Below are 23975 nucleotides of genomic sequence, written 5' to 3'. Positions count from 1 at the left end.
GCGGTCACCGACTAGGCTGGCAGGCATGACACAACGCATCGTTTCCGCGCGTGGACTCGCCACGCTGCATGAGAAGACCGTCCTCTCCGTCTGGTACCCGGCCCTGAGCACGGGAGACGACCCTGCCGACGCCGAGGCGGCAGCGACCGCCCGCGCCGCCGACGACGGACTCGATGCGCTCACCGGAGAGGATCCCGCCCGCGGGACGACGACGTCCGTGGTGACGACGACGATCGACCTCGACGAGGCGCCCGCCTCGGCGGCCGATGTCTACCTCCGTCTCCACGCGCTCTCCCACCGCCTCGTCGTGCCCAACGATGTCAACCTCGACGGCATCTTCGGCCACATCGCCAACGTCGTGTGGACCTCGGCGGGCGCATGCTCGCCGGAGGACTTCGAGGCCACCCGAACGAGGCTGCTCGCCCGCGGCCCCGTCGCGGTCTTCGGCCTCGACAAGTTCCCGCGGATGACCGACTTCGTCATCCCCTCGGGTGTGCGCATCGGCGATGCCGACCGGGTCCGCCTCGGCGCGCACCTGGCCTCCGGGACGACGGTCATGCACGAGGGCTTCGTCAACTTCAACGCCGGCACCCTCGGCTCGGCGATGGTCGAGGGGCGCATCTCGCAGGGCGTCGTCGTCGGCGACGGCTCCGATGTCGGCGGCGGTGCCTCAATCATGGGCACGCTCTCCGGCGGCGGCACCCACCGCATCTCGATCGGCTCGGGCAGTCTGCTCGGTGCGAACTCGGGCGTGGGCATCTCGATCGGCGATGACTGCATCGTCGAGGCCGGCCTCTACCTCACCGCGGGTACCCGGGTCACGGTGCTGGGCGACGACGAGCGGGTCGTCAAGGCCTCCGAGCTCAGCGGCGCGAACAACATCCTCTTCCGCCGCAACTCGGTGACCGGTGCCGTCGAGGCACTGGCCCGCTCGGCCAAGGGCATCGAGCTCAACCCCGACCTCCACTGAGAGCTCGGCGAGGCGCGGGGTTCCGCATCCCACCCCCGCAGCAATAGAACTTCCCGCTGCACCGGGATGATTCGCGGCCAACGGTGCGATAAGGCGATTTCCGCCGAGGATACGCGGGTTCGCAGACCCCGCACCACAGCTGCCTTGAGGGCGCTCAGCAACCTGTCGCCAGGTTGCTGAGCGCCCTTCGGCTATCCAGCCCGGAGTCGTCGCACCGGAGAGGTTGCCGAGCGTTTTTCGGGTTGTTCGTTCGACCATCGCCTCAGCGAGCATTTGAGGACAGTTCTTCTACCGACGCAAGTGCGAAGCGTCGCAGCTACGGGCGGGATATATGCCGGGCGATCAAAGCTGCCATACGCACTCGGTCCAGGTCGTACGGCACAGGTAGATTGCTCGTCCTCTTGGTGAGTTTTCCTGCCACTTCGTGGAGGATTCTCGCAGTGTCCTTTCGGAACCCGATGAGGCCAGGAGACGAGAGCCCCCACGCTGTGTGCGGATGCTCCTCGCGGATCTCCATGAGCGAGTGGAGGTCTGCGAGGTCACGGTCAGACCGCAGTCCCCGTGCTCTCCAGCTATGGGCCTTCAACACGACTGCAGTCTCAAGCCCTGGTATCCGCGTTCGGTACTCGATCGTCGAACCGTCGAACAGGGTCGCGAATACTTCCAGGTCGAGGGGCGGCTGGTCAAGGGCGAATCCGAGTTCCGGAAGGGTATCGACCTGCCCGACCCCGGGGCGCACACTCCGACCGGATGCCTTTCGAGCTTCCGCGGCGGGAGACCAGCAGGTTGACTTCGACATTCTGCTCGGAGTTCACAGCCTTCTTCAGGACGTTTGCCGCCTGTTTGACTGAAATCCTGGGCGCAGAGACCATCCACTATGTCGCCGACGATTTCGATGTCATCGACGGCTGCGTCGGCATCAATCGTGGATCGCAGGGTCGCGTTCGAGGTGGGATACACATGGAGAAGAAGTCTGTCCATATGGCCGCCGATGATCCGGTACGGCGTGTCACCGTCGACAGCTTGGGCGACCGCCTGTTGTCCCATGTAGCCGAGCGAGTCCGCGTTGCTCGCGGCATGCGCTTCTATTCTGATGATTTCATTCATCGCTGTCGCTCTACGACCACTTCTGCGATCTTGTCCGCAGCCGGTCCGCTGTCGACACTGCCGCTATGGAGAAGATCCCACATCACGATCAGCGGATCCGCCACCGGCAGTCCGCCGGTTTCACTGCTTGATGGTCGGACCGACCCCAATCTGAGTATCGTCGGGTCGCGAGGCACAGTGATGATGAGGGTCGCTTCGTCCAATGGTGCCGGAACAAATCCTCCCTCGGAGAGGTCGATGGGAGCGTCGGTGTAGATTCGACCAGTGGTCGGCAGTTTCCACGGAGCAATGACGTCTGCCGCGACATCGCCGCCGACCAAGATCGTCTGGTCCAAGAAATGGAAGATCTCTCTGGCCTGCGCGACCTGCTGAACAATCGGATCCAGACTGAACCACCCGAATTCCTGACCGCCGGGTCCGAGGTACTCATCAATCCACAGTCGCAGCAGTCCCTGGCGATCCATGGCATAGACGCCATCACCCGCATCGTCGACGAATGGTCCGAGCATCTTGAGCGCACTCGACACGGCCTGCTGGCTGACGCCGAGAACGTCCGCGATCGACGATTGTCGCGCAGGAGCATCGTTGAGCAGCAGGTAGCGTATGAGAGCCCAGCGGGTCCACGCTGGACGCGCGCGCTTCGGTGTTTCGCTCCGGTGGTCCGTCGTAGCGGCTGTGTGCACCGAATAGGTGATCCCCGAATGGATGAGTCGTATCGGGGCAGTCGTGAGAATGTCGAGTTCTCCGGACTCCGCGCGTTCGATGATTCCCTCCGTCGCGGATTCGGCAACAAAGAGCACACCGCCGCTCCATCCGTGATGAGCCGTATAGCTGCGAACAGTATGAGCGTCCAGATGCGGCACCGCCGGTGCCGGCGATACCTCGAACCAGATTCCCTCAGGGCCGCGCACACGCCACGAGCCACGGTTGCCCCCGGCGACGATTTCGAAGTCCAGTTCACGCAGAGCGCTGACTGCATCGACGACCATTGCACCCCTCACAACTTTCTACCCATGATGTCGGTGAATACTTGTTGGACACACTCGCTATTCATATGTTATTTGGCGACCCGAGCTTCGGCCCGATCATCGGCCCTGCGCCCCGGATCGGATGTTCACACGACACCTACGTCACCCTGGACCCACTGGAGACGATGATCGGCATACAGACGCACCACCGCCTCGGCGAGGGCATTCTGCATCCCACCCCCGCAGCGACAAAACCTCCAGTTGCACGGGGATGATTTGCGGCCAACGGTCCGATTCAGCGAGTTACGCCGCGGGTATAACGCTGCGGGCGCGAATTGCTGCCCGAGGTGCGGCGTGCAACTGCTGAATACGCGAGCAGCCCTCCGGGTGCTCAGCCACCGTTCGCAGGGTGGCCGAGCGCCCGGAGGGCCGCTCGGGACGGAGACGCTCAGTGGTCGACGGTGCTCGCCAAGCTCAGCGGTCGCCGCCGCCGTTCCAGCTCAGCGATCGCCGGAGCTTCGCTCAGCGATCGGTGATATCCGTGTAGTCGCGGGACACATCGCCGGTGTAGACCTGGCGCGGACGGCCGATGCGCGTCTCCGGGTCCTTGATCATCTCGCGCCACTGGGCGATCCAGCCCGGGAGGCGCCCGACGGCGAAGAGCACGGTGAACATGTTCGTCGGGAAGCCGAGCGCCTTGTAGATGAGGCCGGTGTAGAAGTCGACGTTGGGGTAGAGCTTGCGCTCGACGAAGTAGTCGTCGGCTAGCGCGATCTCCTCGAGCTGGACGGCGAGCTCGAGCAGCGGGTCGCCGCCGGAGCGGGCGAGGACCTCGTCGGCGGTCTTCTTGATGATCTTCGCGCGCGGGTCGTAGTTCTTGTACACCCGGTGGCCGAAGCCCATGAGGCGCACGCCCTCTTCCTTGTTCTTCACGCGCTCCATGAACTTCTTCGGACCGTCGTCGGAGGCCGCGATCGTCTGGAGCATCTCGAGCACCGCCGAGTTCGCGCCGCCGTGCAGCGGTCCGGCCAGGGCATTCACGCCGGCCGAGATCGACTGGAAGAGGTTCGCCTGCGAGGACCCGACGAGACGCACGGTCGCCGTCGAGCAGTTCTGCTCGTGATCGGCGTGGAGGATGAAGAGCTGGTCCATCGCCTTGACCGCGAGCGGGTCCGGCTCGTACGGCTCGGCGGGGACGCCGAAGTTCACGCGGAGGAAGTTCTCCACGAGGCTGCGCGAGTTGTCCGGGTGGATGACGGGCAGGCCCATGTTCTTCCGGTGCGCGAGAGCGGCGATCGTCGGCATCTTCGCGAGCAGCCGGAACGACGAGGTGTCGATCTGATCCTCGTCAAAGACATCGAGGTCATCTTGGTAGAAAGTCGACAAAGCGGCGACCGCAGCTGCAACCATGGGCATCGGATGCGCATCGTAGGGGAATGCCCGGAAGAACCGGCGCAGATCCTCGTGGACGATGGTGTGCTTGCGCAGACGCGCATCGAAGGCGTCGTACTGCTCCTGAGTGGGCAGCTCACCGTGGATGAGGAGGTAGCAGACTTCGACGAAGTTCGACTTGTCTGCCAGCTGTTCGATCGGGTAGCCCCGATACTGCAGCACCCCGGCATCACCGTCGATGTAGGTGATGGACGACGAGGTGGACGCGGTGTTGGCGAATCCCGGATCGTAGGTCACGGCTCCGGTGTCTTTGAGCAGGGAGCCGATGCGATATCCGTCGTTGCCTGCTGTCGCGGGCACTTCTGGCAGTGCCAGATCCGTCTCGGCAATCCTGAGATTCGCTTCGGTCGGCATATGTTCTCCTCACCGTCGACCCACCTCAAGAACTTCCTGAGGCGTCTTGCACAGTTCCCTCAAAGACTACCCACTTGCGGGGGAATCGAAAAATCACTGTGCCCTGTCTGTACTGCTCAGTAACAAGCGTCGGGCTCAGGGATCCGATGCGGGTGTGACGAATTCCGCACTGCTCCTATGCACCTCGGCGCATCCCTCTCAGACCAGTCCCGATCCTGATCGGGATCATTCCCCGCCGAGGTGGGGCGACAGGTGTCCTTGCCTGTGACGATGGCAGCTTCTCCACCCGGGGCACGTGCCTCAGCCGAGCCGCAGGCACCAGACACTGCTGAGCAATCGCCTGCCCGAGACGGCGCGCCTCAGGCGAGGAGCCGGTCCGCAGCCGCGGCGATCCGCTCGTCGGTGGCGGTGAGGGCGATGCGCACATGCTGCGCTGCCGCGTCGCCGTAGAAGGCCCCGGGTCCGGCGATGATGCCGAGATCGGCGAGTGCCCCGATCGACTCCCAGCAGTCGACACCGGCGGTCGCCCAGAGGTAGAGTCCGGCCTCCGAGTGGTCGATGCGGAATCCGTAGGACTCGAGTGCCGGGCGCAGCCGATCCCGGCGGGCGCGGTAGCGCTCCTTCTGCTCGAGGACGTGTGCGGTGTCGGTGAGCCCGGCGATCATCGCCGCCTGGATCGGTGCCGGGACGATCATCCCCGCGTGCTTGCGCGTCCGAGTGAGATCGTCGATGAGCGCTGCGTCGCCGGCGACGAAGGCGGCACGGTAGCCTGCGAGGTTCGACTGCTTCGACATCGAGTAGACGCTGAGCACCCCGGAGTGGTCGCCGTCGGTGACCGAGAGGATGCTCGGAGCAGGCTCGTCGGAGGTCCAGTTGAGCAGGCCATAGCACTCGTCGGAGGCGACGACGACTCCGGCCTCACGGGCACGGCGGACCACCTCGGCCAGCGTCTCGGCATCCTGGACCGCGCCGGTCGGGTTGCCGGGAGTGTTGAGCCAGAGCAGGCCGATGCCCGTCAGCGGAGCGCCGGCGACGATCTCGGAGGCGTCGAGGCGCACACAGTCGACCCCGGCGATCCTCGCCCCCATCTCGTACGTGGGGTACGCGGCGTGCGGGCAGGCCACGGACAGTCCGGCCTGCCGCAGGCCGAGGAGGGTGGGCAGCCACGCGACGAACTCCTTCGACCCGATGGTCGGCAGCACCTCGGCGGCCGGGTCGACGCTCACCCCGTGCCACGTCGCATACCACCCGGCGATCGCGGCACGCAGCTCATCGGTCCCGGCGGTCGTCGGATATCCGTGGGCGTCGCTCGCCGCGGCCAGCGCGTCCTCGATGACTGCGGGCGTCGGATCGACGGGGGTGCCGATCGAGAGGTCGCAGACCCCGCCGGGATGCTCGGCGGCGCGGGCCCGATACTCGGTGAGCTTGTCCCAGGGGTAGTCGGGCAGGTCGAGCCCGAGGCGAGGCGCCACCGCCTCAGCCGTTCTGCGGCGGGAGGACGGAGATGATCGCGTGGTCCTTGCCGGTGTTGCCGAGCTTCGCAGCGCCGCCCGGGGAGCCGATGTCGTCGAAGAACTCGACGTTGGCCTTGTAGTACTCCGACCACTCCTCGGGGACGTCGTCCTCGTAGTAGATGGCCTCGACGGGGCACACCGGCTCACAGGCACCGCAGTCGACGCACTCGTCGGGGTGGATGTAGAGGCTCCGCTCCCCCTCGTAGATGCAGTCGACCGGACACTCGTCGATGCAGGCCTTGTCCTTCACGTCGACGCAGGGCTGGGCGATGATGTACGTCACGGGTTGTGCTCCTCGGGAGACTCAGCTGATCTATGATCTCCACCATACGCCTTGAACGCGTCCCCAGTCTCCCACCGTGACACGTGATCCTCGTTGCATTGGTCACGCCTCCCCCGCGGCCGAGCCCACCTGCTCTAATGTGGTCTGGGACAGCGGAATCGGAAGGAGCGGTGTGGACGAGCTCTCGCCAGGCAGACGAGTGGTGGTGCGCTATGCGCTCACCCCGGGTGACACGCATGCGACCTCCGATGCCCTCGGTGTCGTCAGCTCCGTCGACGAGTCCGGCGTCGTCATCGACACGAAGCGCGGTCCCGTGCGGATCGAGCGCGGCCTCATCCTCCTCGTCCACGAGGTCCCGCCGGCCCCGACCCGGTCGGGTCGCACCCATGAGATCGTCTCCGCAGTCGACCTCCGTCGCATCTCCGCGGCGGCGTGGCTGCCGTCCGACGTCTCGTGGCTCCACGCGGACAATCTCCGCAACGAGTCGAGCGATTCCCCCGCCGAGGTGGGGCTGCTCCAGAAGGGCTGGCTCCTGCGCAGCTCCGAATCGACCACCCGCCGCGCCAACAGCGCCCTGCCCGTGACCGAGTCCGGGCTGGGCTGGTCCGAGACGCTCGACGCGGTCGAGGCGTGGTACGCCGCCCGCGAGCGGCCCGCGGTCGTCCAGATCTACTCGGCCGACGATTCGACGACCCTGGCCCCGGAGTGCGAGGGTCTCGGGCCGCTCCTGTCCGAGCGGGGATACTCCCCGTCAGAGACCGTGTACCTCCTCACCGGTGCCACCGCCGAGGCGGCCGCCGGTGCCGGTGCCCCCGCCGAGGCGGCCGCCCCCGGTTTGTCCATCGACGTCACCGAGACGCCGAGTGACCTCCACTTCGCTGCCTGGACGAGTGAGCGCGACCCCGGTTCGATCGACGCCTTCCGGGCGCTCATCGAGACCGATGACCCATGCCAGTTCGTCACCGCGTGGGCTCAGCATCCCGACGGCTCGCGGACGATGGTCGCGACGTGCCGAGTCGTCGAACGGAGCAAGTGGGGCGTCATCACCAACCTCGTCACCCGCCCCGACCTGCGTCGGCGCGGAGCCGGACGCTCGGTCGCACGGGCTGCCGCAGCCCTGCTCGCCCAGCGCGGAGTCCGCTCCTACCTCGTCGACGTCGAAGCGGCCAACGAGGCGTCGCTCGGGCTCTTCACGTCGCTGGGCGCGAGCGTGCGCCACCGGTGCTGGTACGCGAAGCAGGCCTGAGCCTGTCCGTGCAGCAGAGCTACTTGCACTCGACCTTGTTGACCGGTCGGTAGGTCGTGACGAAGGAGTCCTTCGTCTCCCGTCCGGTCGCGATCTCCTTCATCGTCCGCGTGATCTTGATCGACCAGCCCTCGCGCGGTGACTGCGGGGTGCACGACGGACCGGACTCGGTCACCGTCGCCGGCGAGGTGAAGGCGTACCGGCCCGAAGAGTCGGCTTCGACGTCGTAGTACTTGACTCCGTAGACCTTCGCGTAGACCTTTCCGCCCGAGAGGTACATGTCGAGGACGACGGGGGTCTTCTGGTTGTTCGTGAACTTGAGGTCGATCGAGGTGTAGTCGAGCGTCGTCTCCCGGCCCTCCGGGTAGCGGGAGATGTAGCGCGAATGCGCCTGATGCTCGTTGAGTTCGAAGCCGGCGAAGAACGCGGCGTTGAACAGGGTCGTCGACACCTGCGAGACTCCTCCGCCGAAGTCCTCCTTCATCTGCCCTTCGGAGATGACGCCTGCGGGCTTGTAGCCGTTGGCCGCGGTCCGCGGGCCGAGCGTCTCATTGAGGGAGAACTGCTCGCCGGGCTGAAGGACCGTGCCCGAGACCTCTTTCGAGGCGACGCGGAGGTTGTTGTCGCGGTTGGGATCGGACTTGTACGGGGTGGAGAACTCCGAGACGGTCTGCGAGACGTCGACCTTCTTCGCGTCCTCGGTCGTGAACTCCGGTTCGACGGAGGCCAGGGTCACCTCGGCGGCTGCGGTGTCGCCGTTGATCGCATCGGTCACGGCCTTCGAGAGGTCGTCGGGCTTGATGCCGATGCCGGGTTCGGAGTCGACGACCTGCGGCTTGCCGTCGACGACCTTGAAGGTCGCGTCCTTGGCGGGACGTCCGATCTCCTCGTTCTCGTCGAGTGCCCGCTTCTGCAGCTTCTCGGCGTCGAACTTCGGCACGAGCTTCGAGTCCTTCGCCTCGAAGCTCAGGGTCTTCGCGATCGTCGTCGGCGAGATCGTCAGGTCCCCGCCCTTGACGTCGGAGTCGGCGTCCTTGCCGGGTACGGCCTTGACGGTGACGTCGGCCTTGACCGCATCGGCGGCGAAGCCGTCGGCGACGTCCTTGGCTTCAGCGGTCGTGATGTCGGGTTCGACCTCGTCGACGACGACGGGCAGCGGATTGTCCTTGACCAGCCACTGTGCGGCGACGGCGGAGCGGATGTTCTCCACGCTCACGCTCTGCCCGGTCACGGCGTCCTTGACCGCAGGCGTCGTCTTGTCGTAGCTCAGCTCCGCATCGACGGGTTCGACCTCGAGTCCCTTCGCGGCCGCCTCGGCGCTCTTGTCGAAGGTCGCGTCGTCGACAGCGAGGACGGGTGAGACCTCATTGTCGCCGAAGAGCCGGTCGGCGAGGATGGCAGGGTTGAGTGTGAACCCGGTGACCTGGGCGACGGTGCCGTCGACGTCGAGTGCCAGTCCCGACTTCACCGGATCGATCGTCGCCGTGGCCTCCTTGGCGCTGAGCTCGATCTCCTGCTTCGCCTTCTCCCCGAGGGCGTCCTCAAGGGTCGACTTCGCATCGGCTGCGCTCTGCGAGCCGATGTCGACGCCGGCCACGGTCGTGCCGGGGGCGACGACCCGGCCGCTGAAGAAGCCGATCGCGAGGTAGACGACGGCGAGCCCGACGAGGATGAGGAGCGCGATGATCCAGGGTCGCTTGCGCCTGCCCGCCGAGGTGCCGGCCGAGGGATCAGGCGCGCTGCCTGCGAGGGTCTGGGTGGACATCATTCTTCCAAGTCTATCGAGGGGATCTGAGTCTGGTCGGGGAAGGCTCTGTCCGGGAGCGGAGTCCTAGAGGGATCTCTGCGCCCGGCTGCGGACGGGGACGAAGGCGAGGACGGCCGCGATGACCATGGGGCCGAGCAGCCACACCACCGACCGCAGGGTGCCGGTGACGACGATGTCGGATCCCGGCAGCCACTCCGGCTGGCCGAGGATGTAGGAGACGACGGCGATGACGATCGCGGCGACGAGCATCGGTGCGGTGGACCGGTACATCGATTTGAGGTGCCAGAGGCCGCACAGGGCGAGCAGCAGTCCGAGTCCGAGTCCCCAGGGCACGATCGCGGGGGTCTCGCCGAGGCGGACGACCGAGACGTTGAGATGCTGGAATCCCCCGAGGAGGCCGATGAGGAGGCCGAGGAGTCCCGCATGGATGAAGGCGAAGACACCGGGCTTCTTCGGCTCGCGGCGACGCCGGGGGGCTCCGGCCGCGTTCGCGTCCTCGAGAGCATCGAGGTCGAGGCCGGCGAGGACGTGCGAGGCGAGTCCCGAGCTCTGGGTCTCCGCGGGGAACGGGGCGCCGGCGCCGAGGGAGTAGTACTCGTGGTCGGCGGGCTTCGTGCCGATGCCGTTGGACAGGGCCATGAAGTCACCGCTGAGGCTCACCTGCGTGCGGTGCGCGGCCAACGCCCTCCGGCGGGCATCGCGGACGCCTGCGACGTTCTGGGCGACGACGATCTCGCCGACCGGCGCCATCGTCGGAATCGTCTGCGCCTGGGCGAACCCGGTCTCGGAGAATCCGGACTGGCGCGGATCGAAGGACGCCCTGGCCACCTCGGCGGGGATCTCGACGAAGAGCAGCCGACCGGGCCGCCAGGTCGCCTTCTCGACGGCCGCGACGGTCGCGTCGTGGACGCGGACGTGGTCGGGGTGGCCGTAGCCGCCGTTGGCCGAGTACGTGATGACCACGTGCGGGCGGACCTCGTCGATGACGGCGGCGATGTAGTCGGCGACCTCGTCGGTCGACGCCGCGCACAGGGCGCCTGCGGGCATCGACGCTGCCGGCACGGCGTGGCCCTCGGGCCCCCATTCCATCCCCGAGTCCTCGAAACGACGCTCGGGCAGGGTCACCGCACCGCCTCGGCGAGTGCCGAGGAACCGGTGGTCGGTGACGCCGAGGGACCGCATCGCCTCGGCGATCTCGGACTCCCGCACGGACGCGAGCCCGGCCCGGTCGCCCTCGAGGGCCTTCATCTCCGGCGGGATGACCTCTCCGCCCTCACCGCGGGTGGCGGTGAGCACGGTGACCTGGTCGCCTTCGGCGGTCAGGGCTGCGATCGTGCCTCCCGTGGCGATGGTCTCGTCATCGGGGTGGGCGTGGACGAAGAGGATCCGCGGCGTGATCATGCGTTCTGACGACGCAGCTTCGCGTAGATCTTCGCGCGCTCCTTCTGGTCGAGTTCGACCTTGCGGATGCGCACGGCGGACGGGGTGACCTCGACGCATTCGTCCTCACGGGCGAATTCGAGGCTCTCCTCGAGCGTGAGCTTGCGCGGGGGCACGAGGTTCTCGAAGGAGTCCGCGGAGGCTGAGCGCATGTTCGTCAGCTTCTTCTCCTTCGTGATGTTGACGTCCATGTCATCGGCCCGGGAGTTCTCGCCGACGATCTGGCCCTCGTAGACCTCGGAGGTCGGTTCGACGAAGAAGGAACCGCGCTCCTGGAGGTTGATCATCGCGTACGGGGTGACGGCTCCGGCGCGGTCGGCCACGAGCGAGCCGTTGGTCCGGAACTCGATGTGGCCGGCCCACGGTCCGTAGCCGGCGGAGATCGAGTTGGCGATGCCGGTGCCGCGGGTCTCGGTGAGGAACCGGGTGCGGAAGCCGATGAGGCCGCGGGCGGGGACGGTGAATTCCATCCGCACCCAGCCGGTGCCGTGGTTCGTCATCGTCGACATGACGCCCTTGCGGCTGGCCATGAGCTGGGTGACGGCGCCGAGGTAGTCCTCCGGCACGTCGATCGTCAGGTCCTCGAAGGGCTCCTGGGTCTGGCCGTCGACCTGCTTGGTCACGACCTGGGGCTTGCCGACGGTGAGCTCGAAGCCCTCACGGCGCATCTGCTCGACGAGGATCGCGAGCGCGAGCTCACCGCGCCCCTGGACCTCCCAGGCGTCGGGACGCTCGGTGGGCAGGACCTTGAGGGAGACGTTGCCGACGAGTTCGGCGTCGAGGCGGTCCTTGACCATGCGGGCGGTGACCTTCGTGCCCTTCTCACGACCGGCCAGCGGCGAGGTGTTGATGCCGATGGTCATCGAGATCGCCGGATCGTCGATGACGATCGCCGGCATCGGCTTCGGGTTGTCGATGTCGGTGAGGGTGTCGCCGATCATGATGTCGGGGATGCCCGCAACGGCGACGATGTCACCGGCCGACGCCTCGGTGGCGGGAACCCGGTCGAGTCCCTGCGTCTCGAGGAGCTCGGTGATCTTCACGGAGCTGATCTCGTCACCGCGGGCCCACGCGACCTGCTGGCCCTTCTTCAGGGTGCCGCCGAAGATCCGCAGGAGGGCGAGACGGCCGAGGAACGGCGAAGCGTCGAGGTTCGTCACGTGCGCCTGGAGGACGCCGTCGGCGTTGATCTCCGGGGCCGGGATGGTCTCGATGATCGTCTTGAACAGCGGCTCGAGGTCCGGGTTGTCCGGGACCTCGCCGTCGGCGGGCTGGTCGAGCGAGGCCGCTCCGACCTTCGCGGCGGCGAAGACGACGGGGACGTCGAGGACGGCGTCGACGTCGAGGTCGGGGACCTCGTCGGCGAGGTCGGAGGCGAGGCCGAGGAGCAGGTCCTGCGAGTCCTCGACGACACCGTCGATGCGGGCGTCAGCCCGGTCGGTCTTGTTGATGACGAGGATGACCGGCAGCTTCGCCGCGAGAGCCTTGCGGAGGACGAAGCGGGTCTGGGGCAGCGGGCCCTCGGAGGCGTCGACGAGGAGGACGACGCCGTCGACCATGGACAGTCCGCGTTCGACCTCACCGCCGAAGTCGGCGTGGCCCGGGGTGTCGATGACGTTGATGACGATGGGCTCGTCACCGGCGGAGGGTCCGTTGTAGAGCACCGAGGTGTTCTTCGCGAGGATCGTGATCCCCTTCTCCCGCTCGAGGTCGCCGGAGTCCATCACGCGCTCGGCGAAGTCACCGTGCTCGTTGAAGACACCGGTCTGCCGGAGCATGGCGTCGACGAGGGTGGTCTTGCCGTGGTCGACGTGGGCGACGATCGCCACGTTGCGGCGGTTGTCCCGGCGCGTGGGAGCTTCAGTCATCAATAGCCTTAGGTAGGGAGGGTGGTCCGGACCGGACCCAACACACAATTATACGCACCGCGCAGGTCGCCCGATTCACAGGTGGTTTCGGGCTCCTCCGGTGCCGCCTCGCCGGTGTCGGCCCGCCGGTGTCGGCCCTCGGACGCCAGCGAGGCGGATCCGGTTCGACATCAGAGCTGAGATCGAACCGGATCCGCCTCGCGGAGACTGCCATCCCCGGCACCGGCGCCGAGGCGGTCCTGCTCAGGCGTTCATCGTCGCCTCGAGCACGGCGTCGCGGGCCTCCCGGCGCTTGCGCTGCTCCTTGGGATCCGGTACCGGAACCGCGGAGAGCAGACGCTGCGTGTAGGGATGGACCGGGTTGGCCACGACCTGCGAGGCCTGTCCGATCTCGACGAGGTACCCGTGGCGCATGACGGCGATGCGGGAGGCGATGCGCTCGACGACCGCGAGGTCGTGGCTGATGAAGAGGCACGCGAACCCGTAGAGCGCCTGAAGGCTCTCGAAGAGGTCGAGGACCTTCGCCTGGACGGAGACGTCGAGCGCCGAGGTCGGCTCATCGGCGATGAGCAGCTTCGGCCGCAGGCTGAGTGCGCGGGCGATGCCGATGCGCTGACGCTGACCGCCCGAGAGCTCGTGCGGGTAGCGGTTGCGCATCGACGTCGGCAGCTCGACTGCGTGAAGGAGCTCCTCGACGCGCTTGTTGAGCGCCGGACCCTTCATCCCCTCGTGGAGGTAGAGGGGCTCGCCGATCGACTCGCCGATGGGCAGACGCGGGTTGAGCGAGGAGCCGGGATCCTGGAAGACGATCCCCACCTCCTTGCGCAGCGGCCGCATCTGCTTGTTGCTCAGCCCCTTGATGCTCTTGCCGTTGACGACCATGTCGCCTTCGACGGTGGGCAGGAGGCCGAGGGCCGCACGGCCGATCGTCGTCTTGCCGGACCCCGACTCGCCGACGAGGCCGACGACCTCACCAGGAGCGATCATGAGGTTGATGTGGTGAGCGGCGCGGAACGCCTTCTTCCGCCCGACCGCGGGGTACTCGATCGCCGCATCCCGCAGCTGGAGCGCCGAGGGCTTCGAGAAGTCCGCCTGCGACCCGGGATGGTAGTAGGTCTCGGTCGAATCCATCTCGATGTGCGGATGCTCGGCCTCCCCCGTCGACACGGCAGTGGCCTCGGCATCGTCGTCGGCCACCGATCCGGCGCCGAGGTCGTCGCCCCCGGACTCGTCCGCGAAGGTCTCCTCGAGTTCGTGGATGGCCTCCTCGACGTCGTGGAGATCCGTACCGAACGCCTCCCCTTCGATCTCGGTGCCGAGGTGGGGCACGGCTTCGAGGAGCTGCTTCGTGTACGGGTGCTGCGGGTTGTAGAAGATCTCATCCGCCGTCCCCGACTCGACGACCTTGCCCGAGCGCATGACGATGATGCGGTCGGCCATGTCCGCGACCACGCCCATGTCGTGCGTGATGAGGATGATGCCGGCATCGAGCTTCGACTTCAGCTCGCGCATGAGCTTGAGGATCTCCGCCTGCACCGTGACGTCGAGCGCCGTGGTCGGCTCGTCGGCGATGAGCAGCTTCGGCTGGCACGCGAGCGCCTGCGCGATCATGATGCGCTGACGCTGACCGCCCGAGAGCTGGTGGGGGAACGAGTTGTACCGCTCCTCCGGTTCCGGGATCTCGACGAGGCGCATGAGCTCGAGAGCCCGTTCCTTCGCCTCCTTCGGACCCATGTCGAGGTGGACGCGGAGGGTCTCCATGATCTGGAAGCCCGCCGTGTAGACCGGGTTGAGCGCGGTCATCGGCTCCTGGAAGATCACCGAGATGTCGTTGCCGCGGATGTGCTGCATCCGCTCCTGCGGCATCCCGATGAGCTCCTTGTCGCCGAGCTTCGCCGAGCCGGTAGCGCGGCCGTTGCTCGGCAGCAGACCGAGCAGGGACATGCTCGACTGCGACTTTCCGGAACCGGACTCACCGACGATCGCGAGCACTTCGCCGGCATTCACCGTGTACGTGAGTCCCTCGGCTGCCATCCACCATTCGTCGCTCACCCAGAAGTGGACTCCGAGGTCCTTGACGTCGAGGATCGGTGACTTCGCACCGGTGGTCGACTCAGTCGTGTTCTGCTCGGTCATCACTTGTCCCCCTTCTTCGCCATACGCTCGGCCTTCTTCATCTTCCGCCAGCTCGGGATCGTCTTCATGCGGGGGTCGAACGCGTCGCGCAGACCGTCGCCGATGAAATTCACGCACAGAGCGATGACGATGATGAAGAGACCGGGCCACCAGAACAGCCACGGACGGGTGGCGAACGAGGTCTGGTACTCGCTGATGAGCTGCCCGAGGGAGATGTCCGGCGGCGCGATGCCGAAGCCGAGGAAGCTCAGCGAGGCCTCGAGGACGATCGCCTGGCTCATCAGCAGAGTCGTGTTGACGATGATGACGCCCATCGCGTTCGGAAGCATGTGCTTGAACATGATCCGGAAGTCGCTCGCGCCCGCGACCCGTGCGGAGTCGACGAATTCGCGCTCGCGCAGGGAGAGGAAGTCACCGCGGACGAGTCGGGCCAGGCCGGTCCAGAGGATCGCTCCGAGGACGAGTCCGAGCATCGCGCCGCCGGTGCCCGAGACGAGCTTGCCGAGGATGGCGCCGACGACGATGACGGGGAGGATGATGAAGCCGTCGGTGACGCGCATGAGGATCGAGTCGACCCAGCCGCGGTAGTAGCCGGCCAGCGCGCCGACGATCGTGCCGATGATGAGCGCGACGATGCCGATGATGAGCATGACCATGATCGAGATCTGGGTGCCCTTCATCACCCGGGCGAAGTTGTCCCGGCCGATCTCATCCTGACCGAAGGGGTGCTCTCCCGGAGAGAAGATGTTCTGCAGCGTCCATGTCGGCGCGCCGCCCGGATTGACGATCGGACCGGAGGCTGTGTGGTTGAAGATCCACCAGCCGGGGATCGGGCCGATGCCCTGGGCCGAGTAGGCGAAGACGGTGACGAGGAAGAGGACGATGAGTCCGACCATCGCACCTTTGTGCCGGAGGAACTTCCGGAAGACGATCTTGCCTTGGGACAGTCCCTCGGTCTCTTTGGATTCGATCGCGTTCTCACCGACGCTGTCGGTCGCGATCGGGCTCTGTTCTTTGTCGTCGATGCTCATGCGTTCACTCGGATTCTCGGGTCGAGGACGGCGTAGAGGAAGTCCGCGACCAGGTTGGCGATGATGGCGAGGATGCCCGTGATGAGGATGTAGGCCATGATCGGGTCGAGCTCGGACTGCCTCATCGAGTCGATGAAGAGCTTGCCCATGCCGTTCCAGCCGAAGATCGTCTCCGTGATCACCGCACCGCCGATCATCGTGATGACGTCGACGGGGATGATCGAGGCGAGCGGCAGCAGCGCATTGCGCAGTGCATGGCGCATGATCACGGTGCGCTCGTTGAGCCCCTTGGCCCGCGCCGTGCGGATGTAGTCCTGGCCCATGACCTCGAGCATCGACCCGCGGGTGTAGCGGGTGTACGACGCGAACGAGATGAGGACGAGGGCGATCGACGGCAGGAGCAGGTGGGTGAACGAGTCGAGGTTCGTGATCCAGAAGTCCCCGTCGACGTTGGGGGCCGAGGCTCCGATCGTCGCGATCGGACGGTTGTTGATCGCGGGACTGTTCGAGTACTCCGACCACCCCTGGAGCACACGGTCGGCGAAGATCGTCACGGCGATGATGAGCGTCGTGAAGACCGTCGTGCGCGCGGTGTCCCACGGATCCGGTCCGCGGAAGGCGAGGCCGACGCCGATGGCCACGCCGATGGCGACGACGAGGAGGCCGAACATCCACAGCCAGTTCATCTCCTGGTAGTAGAAGAGGTACTGGAGCGGCATGTAGAGGAGCGCCCCGATGACGGCGCACGTGAGCGTCGCGTAGAGGACGCGCTTGTTCTTCAGACCCGTCGAGAGGAACGTCATGACGATCGCCGCACCGACACCGATGATGATGACGCCGACGACTCCGATGGTCGGCTGCTGCAGCCATCCGCTCGCGAGGATGTAGTAGATCGTGCCGAAGGTGACGAGTGCTGCTGCGACGAAGGTGATGATCCGCCGCTTCTTGCCGCCGCCGAGCGCGCCCATCCAGAACAGGCCCATCGCCAGGCAGAAGACGATGATCGGCCACCAGCTGTTCAGCGTCGGATCGTTGATGAAGTTGTTGATCTCGATCGCCCCGTACTGCTTGAGCAGGACCGCGACCCAGAAGACGGGCAGCGAGTAGAGGAGGAACGAGACGAAGGTGATGAAGTAGTCGAAGCCCGAGTACTGGCGAATGGCCGAGATCATGCCGACGGCGATGCCGAGGATGATGGCGACGATCGTCGAGGCGGTGATGAGCTTGATCGTGTTGATGATCGCGCCCTGGAGCAGGTAGGTGACTTCCTGACCGCTCTTCCACGCGATGCCGAGGTCGCACTGGCCGATGAGGCATCCGGAGGCGCCGGCGAGCCACTTGAAGTAGCGGACGACCGCGGGCGTTTCGAGATCGAGGAGCCTGATACGGGACTCATAGAGTGCTTCGATGTTCGGAGAGGTGCTTGAGCGCAGGTCCCAGAAGAAGTCGAGGGCGACGTTGAGCAGGAGATAGAGGACGAACGTGACGACGAGCAGAACGATGACCGTCGACAGGAGACGTCTGAGAATGAACTTGATCATGGTGTGTCCGATTCCGTCTGTGCGAGCACGCCACTGTGGGGATCACTGATGTGATCCCCACAGCAGCTGAGAAGGTGAGAAGCCGATCGCATCAGATGCGGATCAGTTCTTCTCCCACTCCCAGTAGTTCCAGAACATCGTCGGCGACACTGACGTCGACTTCACGTTCTTCACGCTGTCGTTGTAGATCGTCAGCTCGGGGAACTGGAAGATCGGAGCACCGAAGGCGTCGTCGGTGAGCTGCTTCTCCAGGTCGATCGAGAGCTTCTCGGCGTTCGCCTCGTCAGCGGTGAGCATCTCGTCGAGGATCTTGTCGACCTTCTCGCTCGAGTACCCGCCGTAGTTGTTCTGTGCACCGGTCCGGAAGTTCGGATCGCTCGAGGTGATTCCGGTGTCCTCGGACTGCCAGCCGAAGAGCGAGAGATCATACGTCTTGTCGCCGAGGCGGGTGCCCCAGTTGACATCGCCGACGTCCTCGATCTTGAAGCCGGCCTTCTCAGCCGATTCCTTGATGAGCTGGAACTCCTGCTGACGACGCGAGTTCGTGTTGTCGTACATGATGCGCACGGGCTTGATCTCGCCGCCGACCTCGTCGAGGAGCTTCTTCGCCTCGTCGGTGTTGACGTCCGAGTAGTCGGCCTTCATCCCGTTGCCGTTGACGATGCCGTCGTACATCGGCGAACCGGGCACCTGGGTGAAGGAATCGCGCACCACGGCGTTCTCGTTGAGCGGCTTGATAATCTTGTCGACGATCTCCGCGCGGGGAACCGTCTTGAGGAAGGCCTGCCGGACCTTCTTCGCCTTCTCCTCGTCGCCGCCGTAGGACTTCGGATCGAACGGACCGTTGTTGTCGAAGGTGAAGTCGACGTGCTCGTAGGTCGCACCGTCAGCGGCGTCGACCGTGACGCCGTCGATGCCCTCGGCGGCGGAGAGGACGTCAGCGGTCGCCTGCGGCTGGGTCATGTCGACCTCGCCGTTCTCGACCGCCTGCACCATCGCCATCGGGTCGCCGTTGTAGCGCACCGTGATGGTGTCGACCTTGGGCTTGACGGGACCCGAGTAGTTCTCGTCCTTCTGGACCGTGATGTACTGGCCCTCCTGGAAGTCCGTGATCTTGTACGGGCCGTTGTGGACGAGGAGGTCCTCGTCGTCGGGCATCGAGGTGAAGTCGAAGCCGGTGTTCCAGACATTCGAGATCTTCGACAGGGCTGCTGTGTCCTTGTTCTTGATCGCGTCGAGGATGGCCTGCTTGCCCGCGGCAGGGTCTTCCTCTCCCAGCGCCTTCTTCGCGACGATGTGCGCCGGCACGCCGACGCCGTCGGCGCCGACGCCGAAGGTGAGCTCCCAGTCGGCGAAGGGCTTGGAGTACTCGAAGGTGATCTCCTTGCCGTCTTCGGAGACCTCGGGGAAGTCCTTGATGAGAGCGGGGCCGATCGACGAGGAGTCGAAGTAGACGGTGCTCTCGTCGTTCTCCTTGACGGTGCCGTCGTCGTTGTTGTTCGAGTCGACCGTGTTGAAGTTCGCCGAGGTGCCCGCCCAGGTGAGAGCGAGGTCCGCGGCGTCGACCGGCGTGCCGTCCGACCACTTCGCGTTGTCGTTGAACGTGTACTTGACCTTGAGCGGATCCTCGGAGACCCGCTCGACCGAGCCGAGTGAGCCGTCCTGCAACTCCAGATTCTCGTCGTAGTACTTGAAGTTGTCATTCATCATGTAGGTGAGAATGGCGTTCGAGACCGCGTTGCCGTTGGCCGTCATCGTGTTCATCGAACGGAAGGACTCGTTCCACCCGATGTTGAGGATCGAGTTCTCCGAGGCCTGATCGTCATTGCCACCACCGGGAGGGGTGCAGGCAGAAAGCACCATTGCTGCTGCGGCAACTGAGGCACCGGCTGCGAGGAAGCGCTTGTTCACGTTCTCTCCTTGTTGTTCTCTGGGCTCGCGCCCACGTGCTCGCCTCCCGGATTCGGGATGCGCTGCGGTCACACGGCCCGCCATCGGGAATGTGACCTCGTTCATGCTTCTGCATGGATTGCCTCAAAGTTAATTCACACGTCACTGTGACTGAGTCCACAATGTGAGCCATATCTCGAATCGTTACCGTTTCGAGACCCAGGCCACAGTGATCGACCCTCGGGTCTCAGTGGATAGGATGTTCGGATGGCAAACAGTGAGATCGGACCCGACGAGACCCGAATCGTGAGAACGACGGGATCGACCGTCCTCTTCGTCCTCGTAGCGGCCGTCGCGGCGATCGGCATCGGCTCGATCGTTGTCGGCGACTTCACCCTTCGCGGCCTCGCCGTCGCAGGGATCCCGGTGCTGCTCTTCGTCGGCGTCTGGGCGCTCTACCGGCACCCCCGGGTCGAACTGCGACCGCAGGAGATCGTCCTCGTCAACCCGCTCACCACGATCACTGTGCCGTGGAACCTCGTCGACGGCTTCGACACCCATTTCGGACTGAGCGTGCGCACACACGAGAAGAGCTATTCATCGTGGCCGCTCGCGGGTCGGGGCAAGAAGATGGAGAAGGACGCCCACGGGATCCGCCGACTCGTCGACGAGCCGAGTCCCGCGGTCGACACCGTCCTCGACCACCATGCGCGCCTGAACGAGGCGCAGCTGGCCAACCCTCGCGGAGAGCGCACGATCACCCAGGTGTGGAATGTGCCGGTGATCGCAGCGCTGGCCGTCGCGATCGTCTGGGCGATCCTCGGCTTCATGGCCGTGCCGCGCTGGTGACCCTGCCCTGAGATCGGGTGCCGGGGAGTACTGACGATCAGGTTCCGGTCACCAGCCGCGTTCGCGCCACTCCCCCAACTGACCGCGCTCGGCACCGAGAGTCGTCGGCGCGCCGTGTCCCGGCAGCACCTGCGTGTCATCGGGCAGCTGGTCGAAGACCCGCTCCTCGAGGTCGTCCATGAGCGAGGTGAAGTCCTCCGGCGACCACGTCTTGCCGGGTCCGCCGGGGAAGAGCGAATCCCCGGAGAAGAGGATCGTCTCTCCCCCGTCGCGCAGCAGCAGGGCGATCGATCCCGGCGTGTGTCCGCACAGGGCGATTGCCTGGAGGACGAACCCGCCGAAGTCACCGACGTCGAGGTGCTCGACGGTGTGCGCGATCTCCACCCCTTTGGCCTCGGCGATCGCCGCGGCATCGGCGGCCCCGGCGATCGTCATCGCATCCGGGTGCCTCTTCGCTGCCGCCGGCAAGGCGCGGATGTGGTCCCAGTGGCGATGCGTCGTGATGATCGCCTGCAGGACCGGTGTCGCGCTCGTGTCCTCGGCTCCGGCACCAAGCAGCTCCTCGATCGCGTCGATGTCGTCGGCGGCGTCGATGAGGACCTGAGCCCCCGTCTCCTTCGCCGTGATGAGATAGACGTTGTTCTCCATCTCCGACACGGAGATCCAACGGACGACGACGTGCTCTGTCTCGATCGTGTTCACCATCTGCCCCTCACATACTGCGGTGGATACGGCCCCGGCTCTTCGCCGAGTTCATGGGCCGCCCGCTGCGGCCACGCAGGTTCGCGCAGGGCCACACGGGCGAGCAGGATCGCATCGGCCTGGCCTGATGCGAGGATCGTCTCCGCCTGACCGGGTTCGGTGATGAGGCCGACGGTCGCCGTCGTCGCGCCCGCGTCCCTGATCGCCGCCGACAGCGGCACCTGATAGCCGGGTCCCACGGGGACCTTCACGGGAACGTTTCCGCCCGAGGACACGTCGATGACGTCGACCCCGCGGGCGTCGAGGGCACGGGAGACCTCGACCGCCTCGGCGATGTCGAATCCCCCTTCGGTCCATTCGCTCGCCGAGAGCCGGACGAAGACGGGAACATCCTCACCGACGGCCGCGCGCACGGCATCGTAGGTCTCGAGGAGCAGACGGGACCGTCCCTCGAGATCACCGCCGTAGCGGTCGGTGCGCTGGTTCGACAGCGGGGAGAGGAACGAATGGAGGAGGTAGCCGTGGGCGGCATGGAGTTCGACGAGGTCGAAGCCGGCCCCGATGGCGCGCTTCGCGGCCGCAGCGAAGGCGGCGACCACCTCGGCGATGTCGTCCTCCGTCATCTCCGTCGGCTCGGTGTACCCGGGGTAGGCGATCGGGCTCGCGCCCACCGGCTGCCATCCGCCCTCCGACTCGGGAACGGTGCCGCGCGGGTTGCCGTCGAAGGGCCGGTAGGTGCTCGCCTTGCGTCCGGCGTGGGCGAGCTGCATGCCGATCGGGGTCCCCTGCGAGTGGACGAAGTCGACGACGGGCGTCCACGCCGCGGCGTGGTCGTCGCTCCAGATCCCGGCGTCCTGCGGGGAGATCCTGCCCTCGGGAACGACCGCCGAGGCTTCGGTGAGGATGAGCCCGAATCCGCCGGTCGCGCGCGCTCCGAGATGGACGAGGTGCCAGCTGCCGGGCATGCCGTCCTCGGCCTCGCACGAGTACTGGCACATGGGAGCGAGCCAGATCCGGTTCTCGATCGTCAGTCCGCGCAGCGTCATCGGGGTGAAGAGTTCAGCCATGGTCACAAGTCTGCCTGAAAGATGCTCGTCTCACCTCATGAAGCGTCACATCATGATGCCGAAGACGGGAACGGCGAGGAGGAAGACCGTCGCGGTGATGAGGACGATGCCCACGAGGTTGAGCCAGATGCCGCCCTTGACCATCTGCCCGATCGTCACGTACCCCGACCCGTAGGCGACGGCGTTGGGCGGGGTGGCCACCGGCAGCATGAACGCACAGGTCGCCGCGAGCGCGACGGGGATCGTGAGGAGCAGCGGGTCGAGCTGGAGGCCGAGCGCGACTCCGCCGACGACGGGGATGAACGTCGCGGCCGTCGCCGTGTTCGACGTCAGCTCCGTGAGGAAGAGGATAATCGCAGCGAAGACGGCGACGATGAGGATGGGCGGCAGGACCCCGAGGCCGGCGGAGGCCTCGCCGATCCATTCGGTCAGGCCCGAGGAGGAGAACTGTGCGGAGAGGGCGAGACCACCGCCGAAGAGGAGGAGGACGCCCCACGGCAGCTTCTCCGCGGTCTCCCAGTCGAGGAGGCGGACGCCGCGGTTCGCCCCTCCGGGGATGAGGAAGAGGAGGAGGCCGATGACCATGGCGATGCCCTCATCGCTGATGGGCGGGTCCTCGAAGATGAGCGGGATCGTGATCCAGCTGACCGCGGCGAGGACGAACATGCCGAGGACGAGCTTCTCGCCCGTCGACATCGGGCCGAGCTTGGCCAGCTCCTCGCGGATGAGTTCGCGGCCGCCGGGGATCTCGTCGATCTCGGGCTTGAAGAGGACCTTGACGAGGAGGAACCATGCGATCGCCATCATCACCACGGCCAGGGGGACGCCGACGAGCATCCACTGTCCGAAGCCGATCGAGATGTCGTGGTTGTCCTTGAGGTAGGCGACGAGGAACGTGTTCGGCGGGGTGCCGATGATCGTGCCGAGCGATCCGATCGAGGCGGCGTAGGCGATGCCGAGCATGAGCGCGGTGCCGAAGTTCGACTTCACGACGTGGCCGAGGCCCACCTCGGAGTCGGGGCCCGAATCGGCGCCGGAGGCAGTGTCAGCGCCAGTGCCAGTGTCAGCACCAGTGCCGGCGTCGGGAGCCGAACCCTCGGTTGTCGCTGACGACTGTGTCGAGTCGGACCGGTCGGTCGCCTCGGCGGGGGTGATCGCAGATCCGACGACCTTGGCGACGATCATGAGCACGGAGATGCCGATCGGCAGCATCATCACGGCCGTCGCCGTGTTCGAGACCCACATCGACATGAACCCGGTGGCGATCATGAACCCCGCGATCATCGGGCCGGGCCTGTTGCCCATGAGGCTGAGGGTGAAGAGCGCGATGCGCCGGTGGAGGTTCCACCGCTGCATCGACAGGGCGATGAGGAATCCGCCGAGGAAGAGGAAGATGATCGGGTTGCCGTAGGAGGCGCCGACGTCGGCCATCTCGATCTCGGAGCCGAAGACGGGGAAGGCGACGAGGGGGACGAGTGAGGTCGCCGGGATCGGCAGGGCCTCGGTCATCCACCACACGGCCATGAGGACGGCGACCCCGGCGGTGAGCCTCGCGTCGTGGGCGACCGAGTCGGGCATGATCGCGTAGACGAGCGTGGAGAGGATGAGGCCGAGGAAGAAGCCGGTCCACCGGATCCGCACGGTCTTGAGCGGGAACCCCGGGGCCCGCTCTCCCGGTGACTTCTCCGCGATCTCGGTCGACATCGGCGTGGTCTGGTTCTCGTTCACGGTGAGCTCCTCGGCGAGCCGGCTGGACTACAGCTGTCCCTGTCATCGTAGCAACCGGGGG

At 66.1% G+C, this 23975-nt stretch carries 17 protein-coding genes; 3 read left to right on the top strand and 14 right to left on the bottom strand.

Going from position 1 to position 23975, the window contains the following annotated elements; genetic code table 11:
- Positions 1 to 25: 25 nt before the first annotated feature.
- Positions 26 to 970, top strand: a complete 945-nt coding sequence (gene dapD / locus AC0VYB_RS07095; protein ID WP_063250945.1) for a 2,3,4,5-tetrahydropyridine-2,6-dicarboxylate N-succinyltransferase — start codon at positions 26 to 28, stop codon at positions 968 to 970.
- Between the two features lie 1103 nt (positions 971 to 2073).
- Here dapD and AC0VYB_RS07090 read toward each other — a convergent pair.
- From AC0VYB_RS07090 to fdxA, 4 genes are all read right to left on the bottom strand, one after another.
- Positions 2074 to 3066, bottom strand: a complete 993-nt coding sequence (locus tag AC0VYB_RS07090; RefSeq protein WP_131248468.1) for a hypothetical protein — start codon at positions 3064 to 3066, stop codon at positions 2074 to 2076.
- 501 nt (positions 3067 to 3567) lie between these two features.
- A complete protein-coding gene (locus tag AC0VYB_RS07085; protein ID WP_101624852.1) occupies positions 3568 to 4851 on the bottom strand; it encodes a citrate synthase in 1284 nt (427 codons plus the stop codon).
- 359 nt (positions 4852 to 5210) lie between these two features.
- Positions 5211 to 6323: a succinyldiaminopimelate transaminase gene (gene dapC, locus AC0VYB_RS07080; RefSeq protein ID WP_009375177.1), complete on the bottom strand. Its 1113-nt coding sequence runs from the start codon at positions 6321 to 6323 to the stop codon at positions 5211 to 5213.
- A gap of 4 nt (positions 6324 to 6327) precedes the next feature.
- Positions 6328 to 6648, bottom strand: coding sequence for a ferredoxin (gene fdxA, locus AC0VYB_RS07075; protein WP_009375174.1), 321 nt, complete (start codon positions 6646 to 6648; stop codon positions 6328 to 6330).
- A 172-nt stretch (positions 6649 to 6820) separates the two neighbouring features.
- On the opposite strand from fdxA, the gene AC0VYB_RS07070 reads away from it, so the two are divergent.
- Positions 6821 to 7894, top strand: a complete 1074-nt coding sequence (locus tag AC0VYB_RS07070) for a GNAT family N-acetyltransferase (RefSeq protein WP_009375172.1) — start codon at positions 6821 to 6823, stop codon at positions 7892 to 7894.
- Between the two features lie 19 nt (positions 7895 to 7913).
- On the opposite strand, the gene AC0VYB_RS07065 is transcribed toward AC0VYB_RS07070, so the two are convergent.
- From AC0VYB_RS07065 to AC0VYB_RS07035, 7 genes are all read right to left on the bottom strand, one after another.
- Positions 7914 to 9662: a VanW family protein gene (locus AC0VYB_RS07065; protein ID WP_232252575.1), complete on the bottom strand. Its 1749-nt coding sequence runs from the start codon at positions 9660 to 9662 to the stop codon at positions 7914 to 7916.
- A 63-nt stretch (positions 9663 to 9725) separates the two neighbouring features.
- Positions 9726 to 11063: a PIG-L family deacetylase gene (locus tag AC0VYB_RS07060; RefSeq protein WP_009375168.1), complete on the bottom strand. Its 1338-nt coding sequence runs from the start codon at positions 11061 to 11063 to the stop codon at positions 9726 to 9728.
- Complete coding sequence (gene typA, locus AC0VYB_RS07055; protein ID WP_009375166.1) at positions 11060 to 12970, bottom strand: translational GTPase TypA; 1911 nt, start codon at positions 12968 to 12970, stop codon at positions 11060 to 11062. The genes AC0VYB_RS07060 and typA overlap by 4 nt, the downstream gene beginning before the upstream one ends.
- A 243-nt stretch (positions 12971 to 13213) precedes the next feature.
- Positions 13214 to 15106, bottom strand: a complete 1893-nt coding sequence (locus tag AC0VYB_RS07050; RefSeq protein ID WP_197931758.1) for an ABC transporter ATP-binding protein — start codon at positions 15104 to 15106, stop codon at positions 13214 to 13216.
- Positions 15106 to 16137, bottom strand: a complete 1032-nt coding sequence (locus AC0VYB_RS07045) for an ABC transporter permease (protein WP_063250950.1) — start codon at positions 16135 to 16137, stop codon at positions 15106 to 15108. Before AC0VYB_RS07045 ends, AC0VYB_RS07050 begins: the two co-directional genes overlap by 1 nt.
- On the bottom strand, positions 16134 to 17678 hold the full coding sequence (locus tag AC0VYB_RS07040) for an ABC transporter permease (RefSeq protein ID WP_095375801.1): 1545 nt from the start codon (positions 17676 to 17678) through the stop codon (positions 16134 to 16136). Before AC0VYB_RS07040 ends, AC0VYB_RS07045 begins: the two co-directional genes overlap by 4 nt.
- Before the next feature lie 102 nt (positions 17679 to 17780).
- Positions 17781 to 19589: an ABC transporter family substrate-binding protein gene (locus tag AC0VYB_RS07035; RefSeq protein WP_475385106.1), complete on the bottom strand. Its 1809-nt coding sequence runs from the start codon at positions 19587 to 19589 to the stop codon at positions 17781 to 17783.
- Between the two features lie 246 nt (positions 19590 to 19835).
- Between AC0VYB_RS07035 and AC0VYB_RS07030 the strand changes: the two genes are divergently transcribed.
- The gene (locus AC0VYB_RS07030) at positions 19836 to 20417 is read left to right on the top strand and encodes a hypothetical protein (RefSeq protein ID WP_009375157.1); all 582 of its coding nucleotides are present in this window, start codon (positions 19836 to 19838) and stop codon (positions 20415 to 20417) included.
- 48 nt (positions 20418 to 20465) lie between these two features.
- On the opposite strand, the gene AC0VYB_RS07025 is transcribed toward AC0VYB_RS07030, so the two are convergent.
- Genes AC0VYB_RS07025 through AC0VYB_RS07015 form a run of 3 tightly spaced genes read right to left on the bottom strand, consistent with a single transcriptional unit; the run spans position 20466 to position 23890 of the window.
- Entirely contained in the window at positions 20466 to 21122 is a 657-nt protein-coding gene (locus AC0VYB_RS07025) for an MBL fold metallo-hydrolase (RefSeq protein WP_009375155.1), read from the bottom strand.
- Entirely contained in the window at positions 21116 to 22186 is a 1071-nt protein-coding gene (locus AC0VYB_RS07020; RefSeq protein WP_009375153.1) for an NADH:flavin oxidoreductase/NADH oxidase, read from the bottom strand. The genes AC0VYB_RS07025 and AC0VYB_RS07020 overlap by 7 nt, the downstream gene beginning before the upstream one ends.
- A 45-nt stretch (positions 22187 to 22231) precedes the next feature.
- On the bottom strand, positions 22232 to 23890 hold the full coding sequence (locus tag AC0VYB_RS07015; RefSeq protein ID WP_475385259.1) for an SLC13 family permease: 1659 nt from the start codon (positions 23888 to 23890) through the stop codon (positions 22232 to 22234).
- Positions 23891 to 23975 lie beyond the last annotated feature (85 nt).

The sequence above is a fragment of the Brevibacterium sp. Z349TD_9 genome (genome assembly GCF_056173565.1).
Note: the sequence above shows the minus strand (reverse complement) of the source record. Positions and strands in the feature narration are given on the sequence as shown.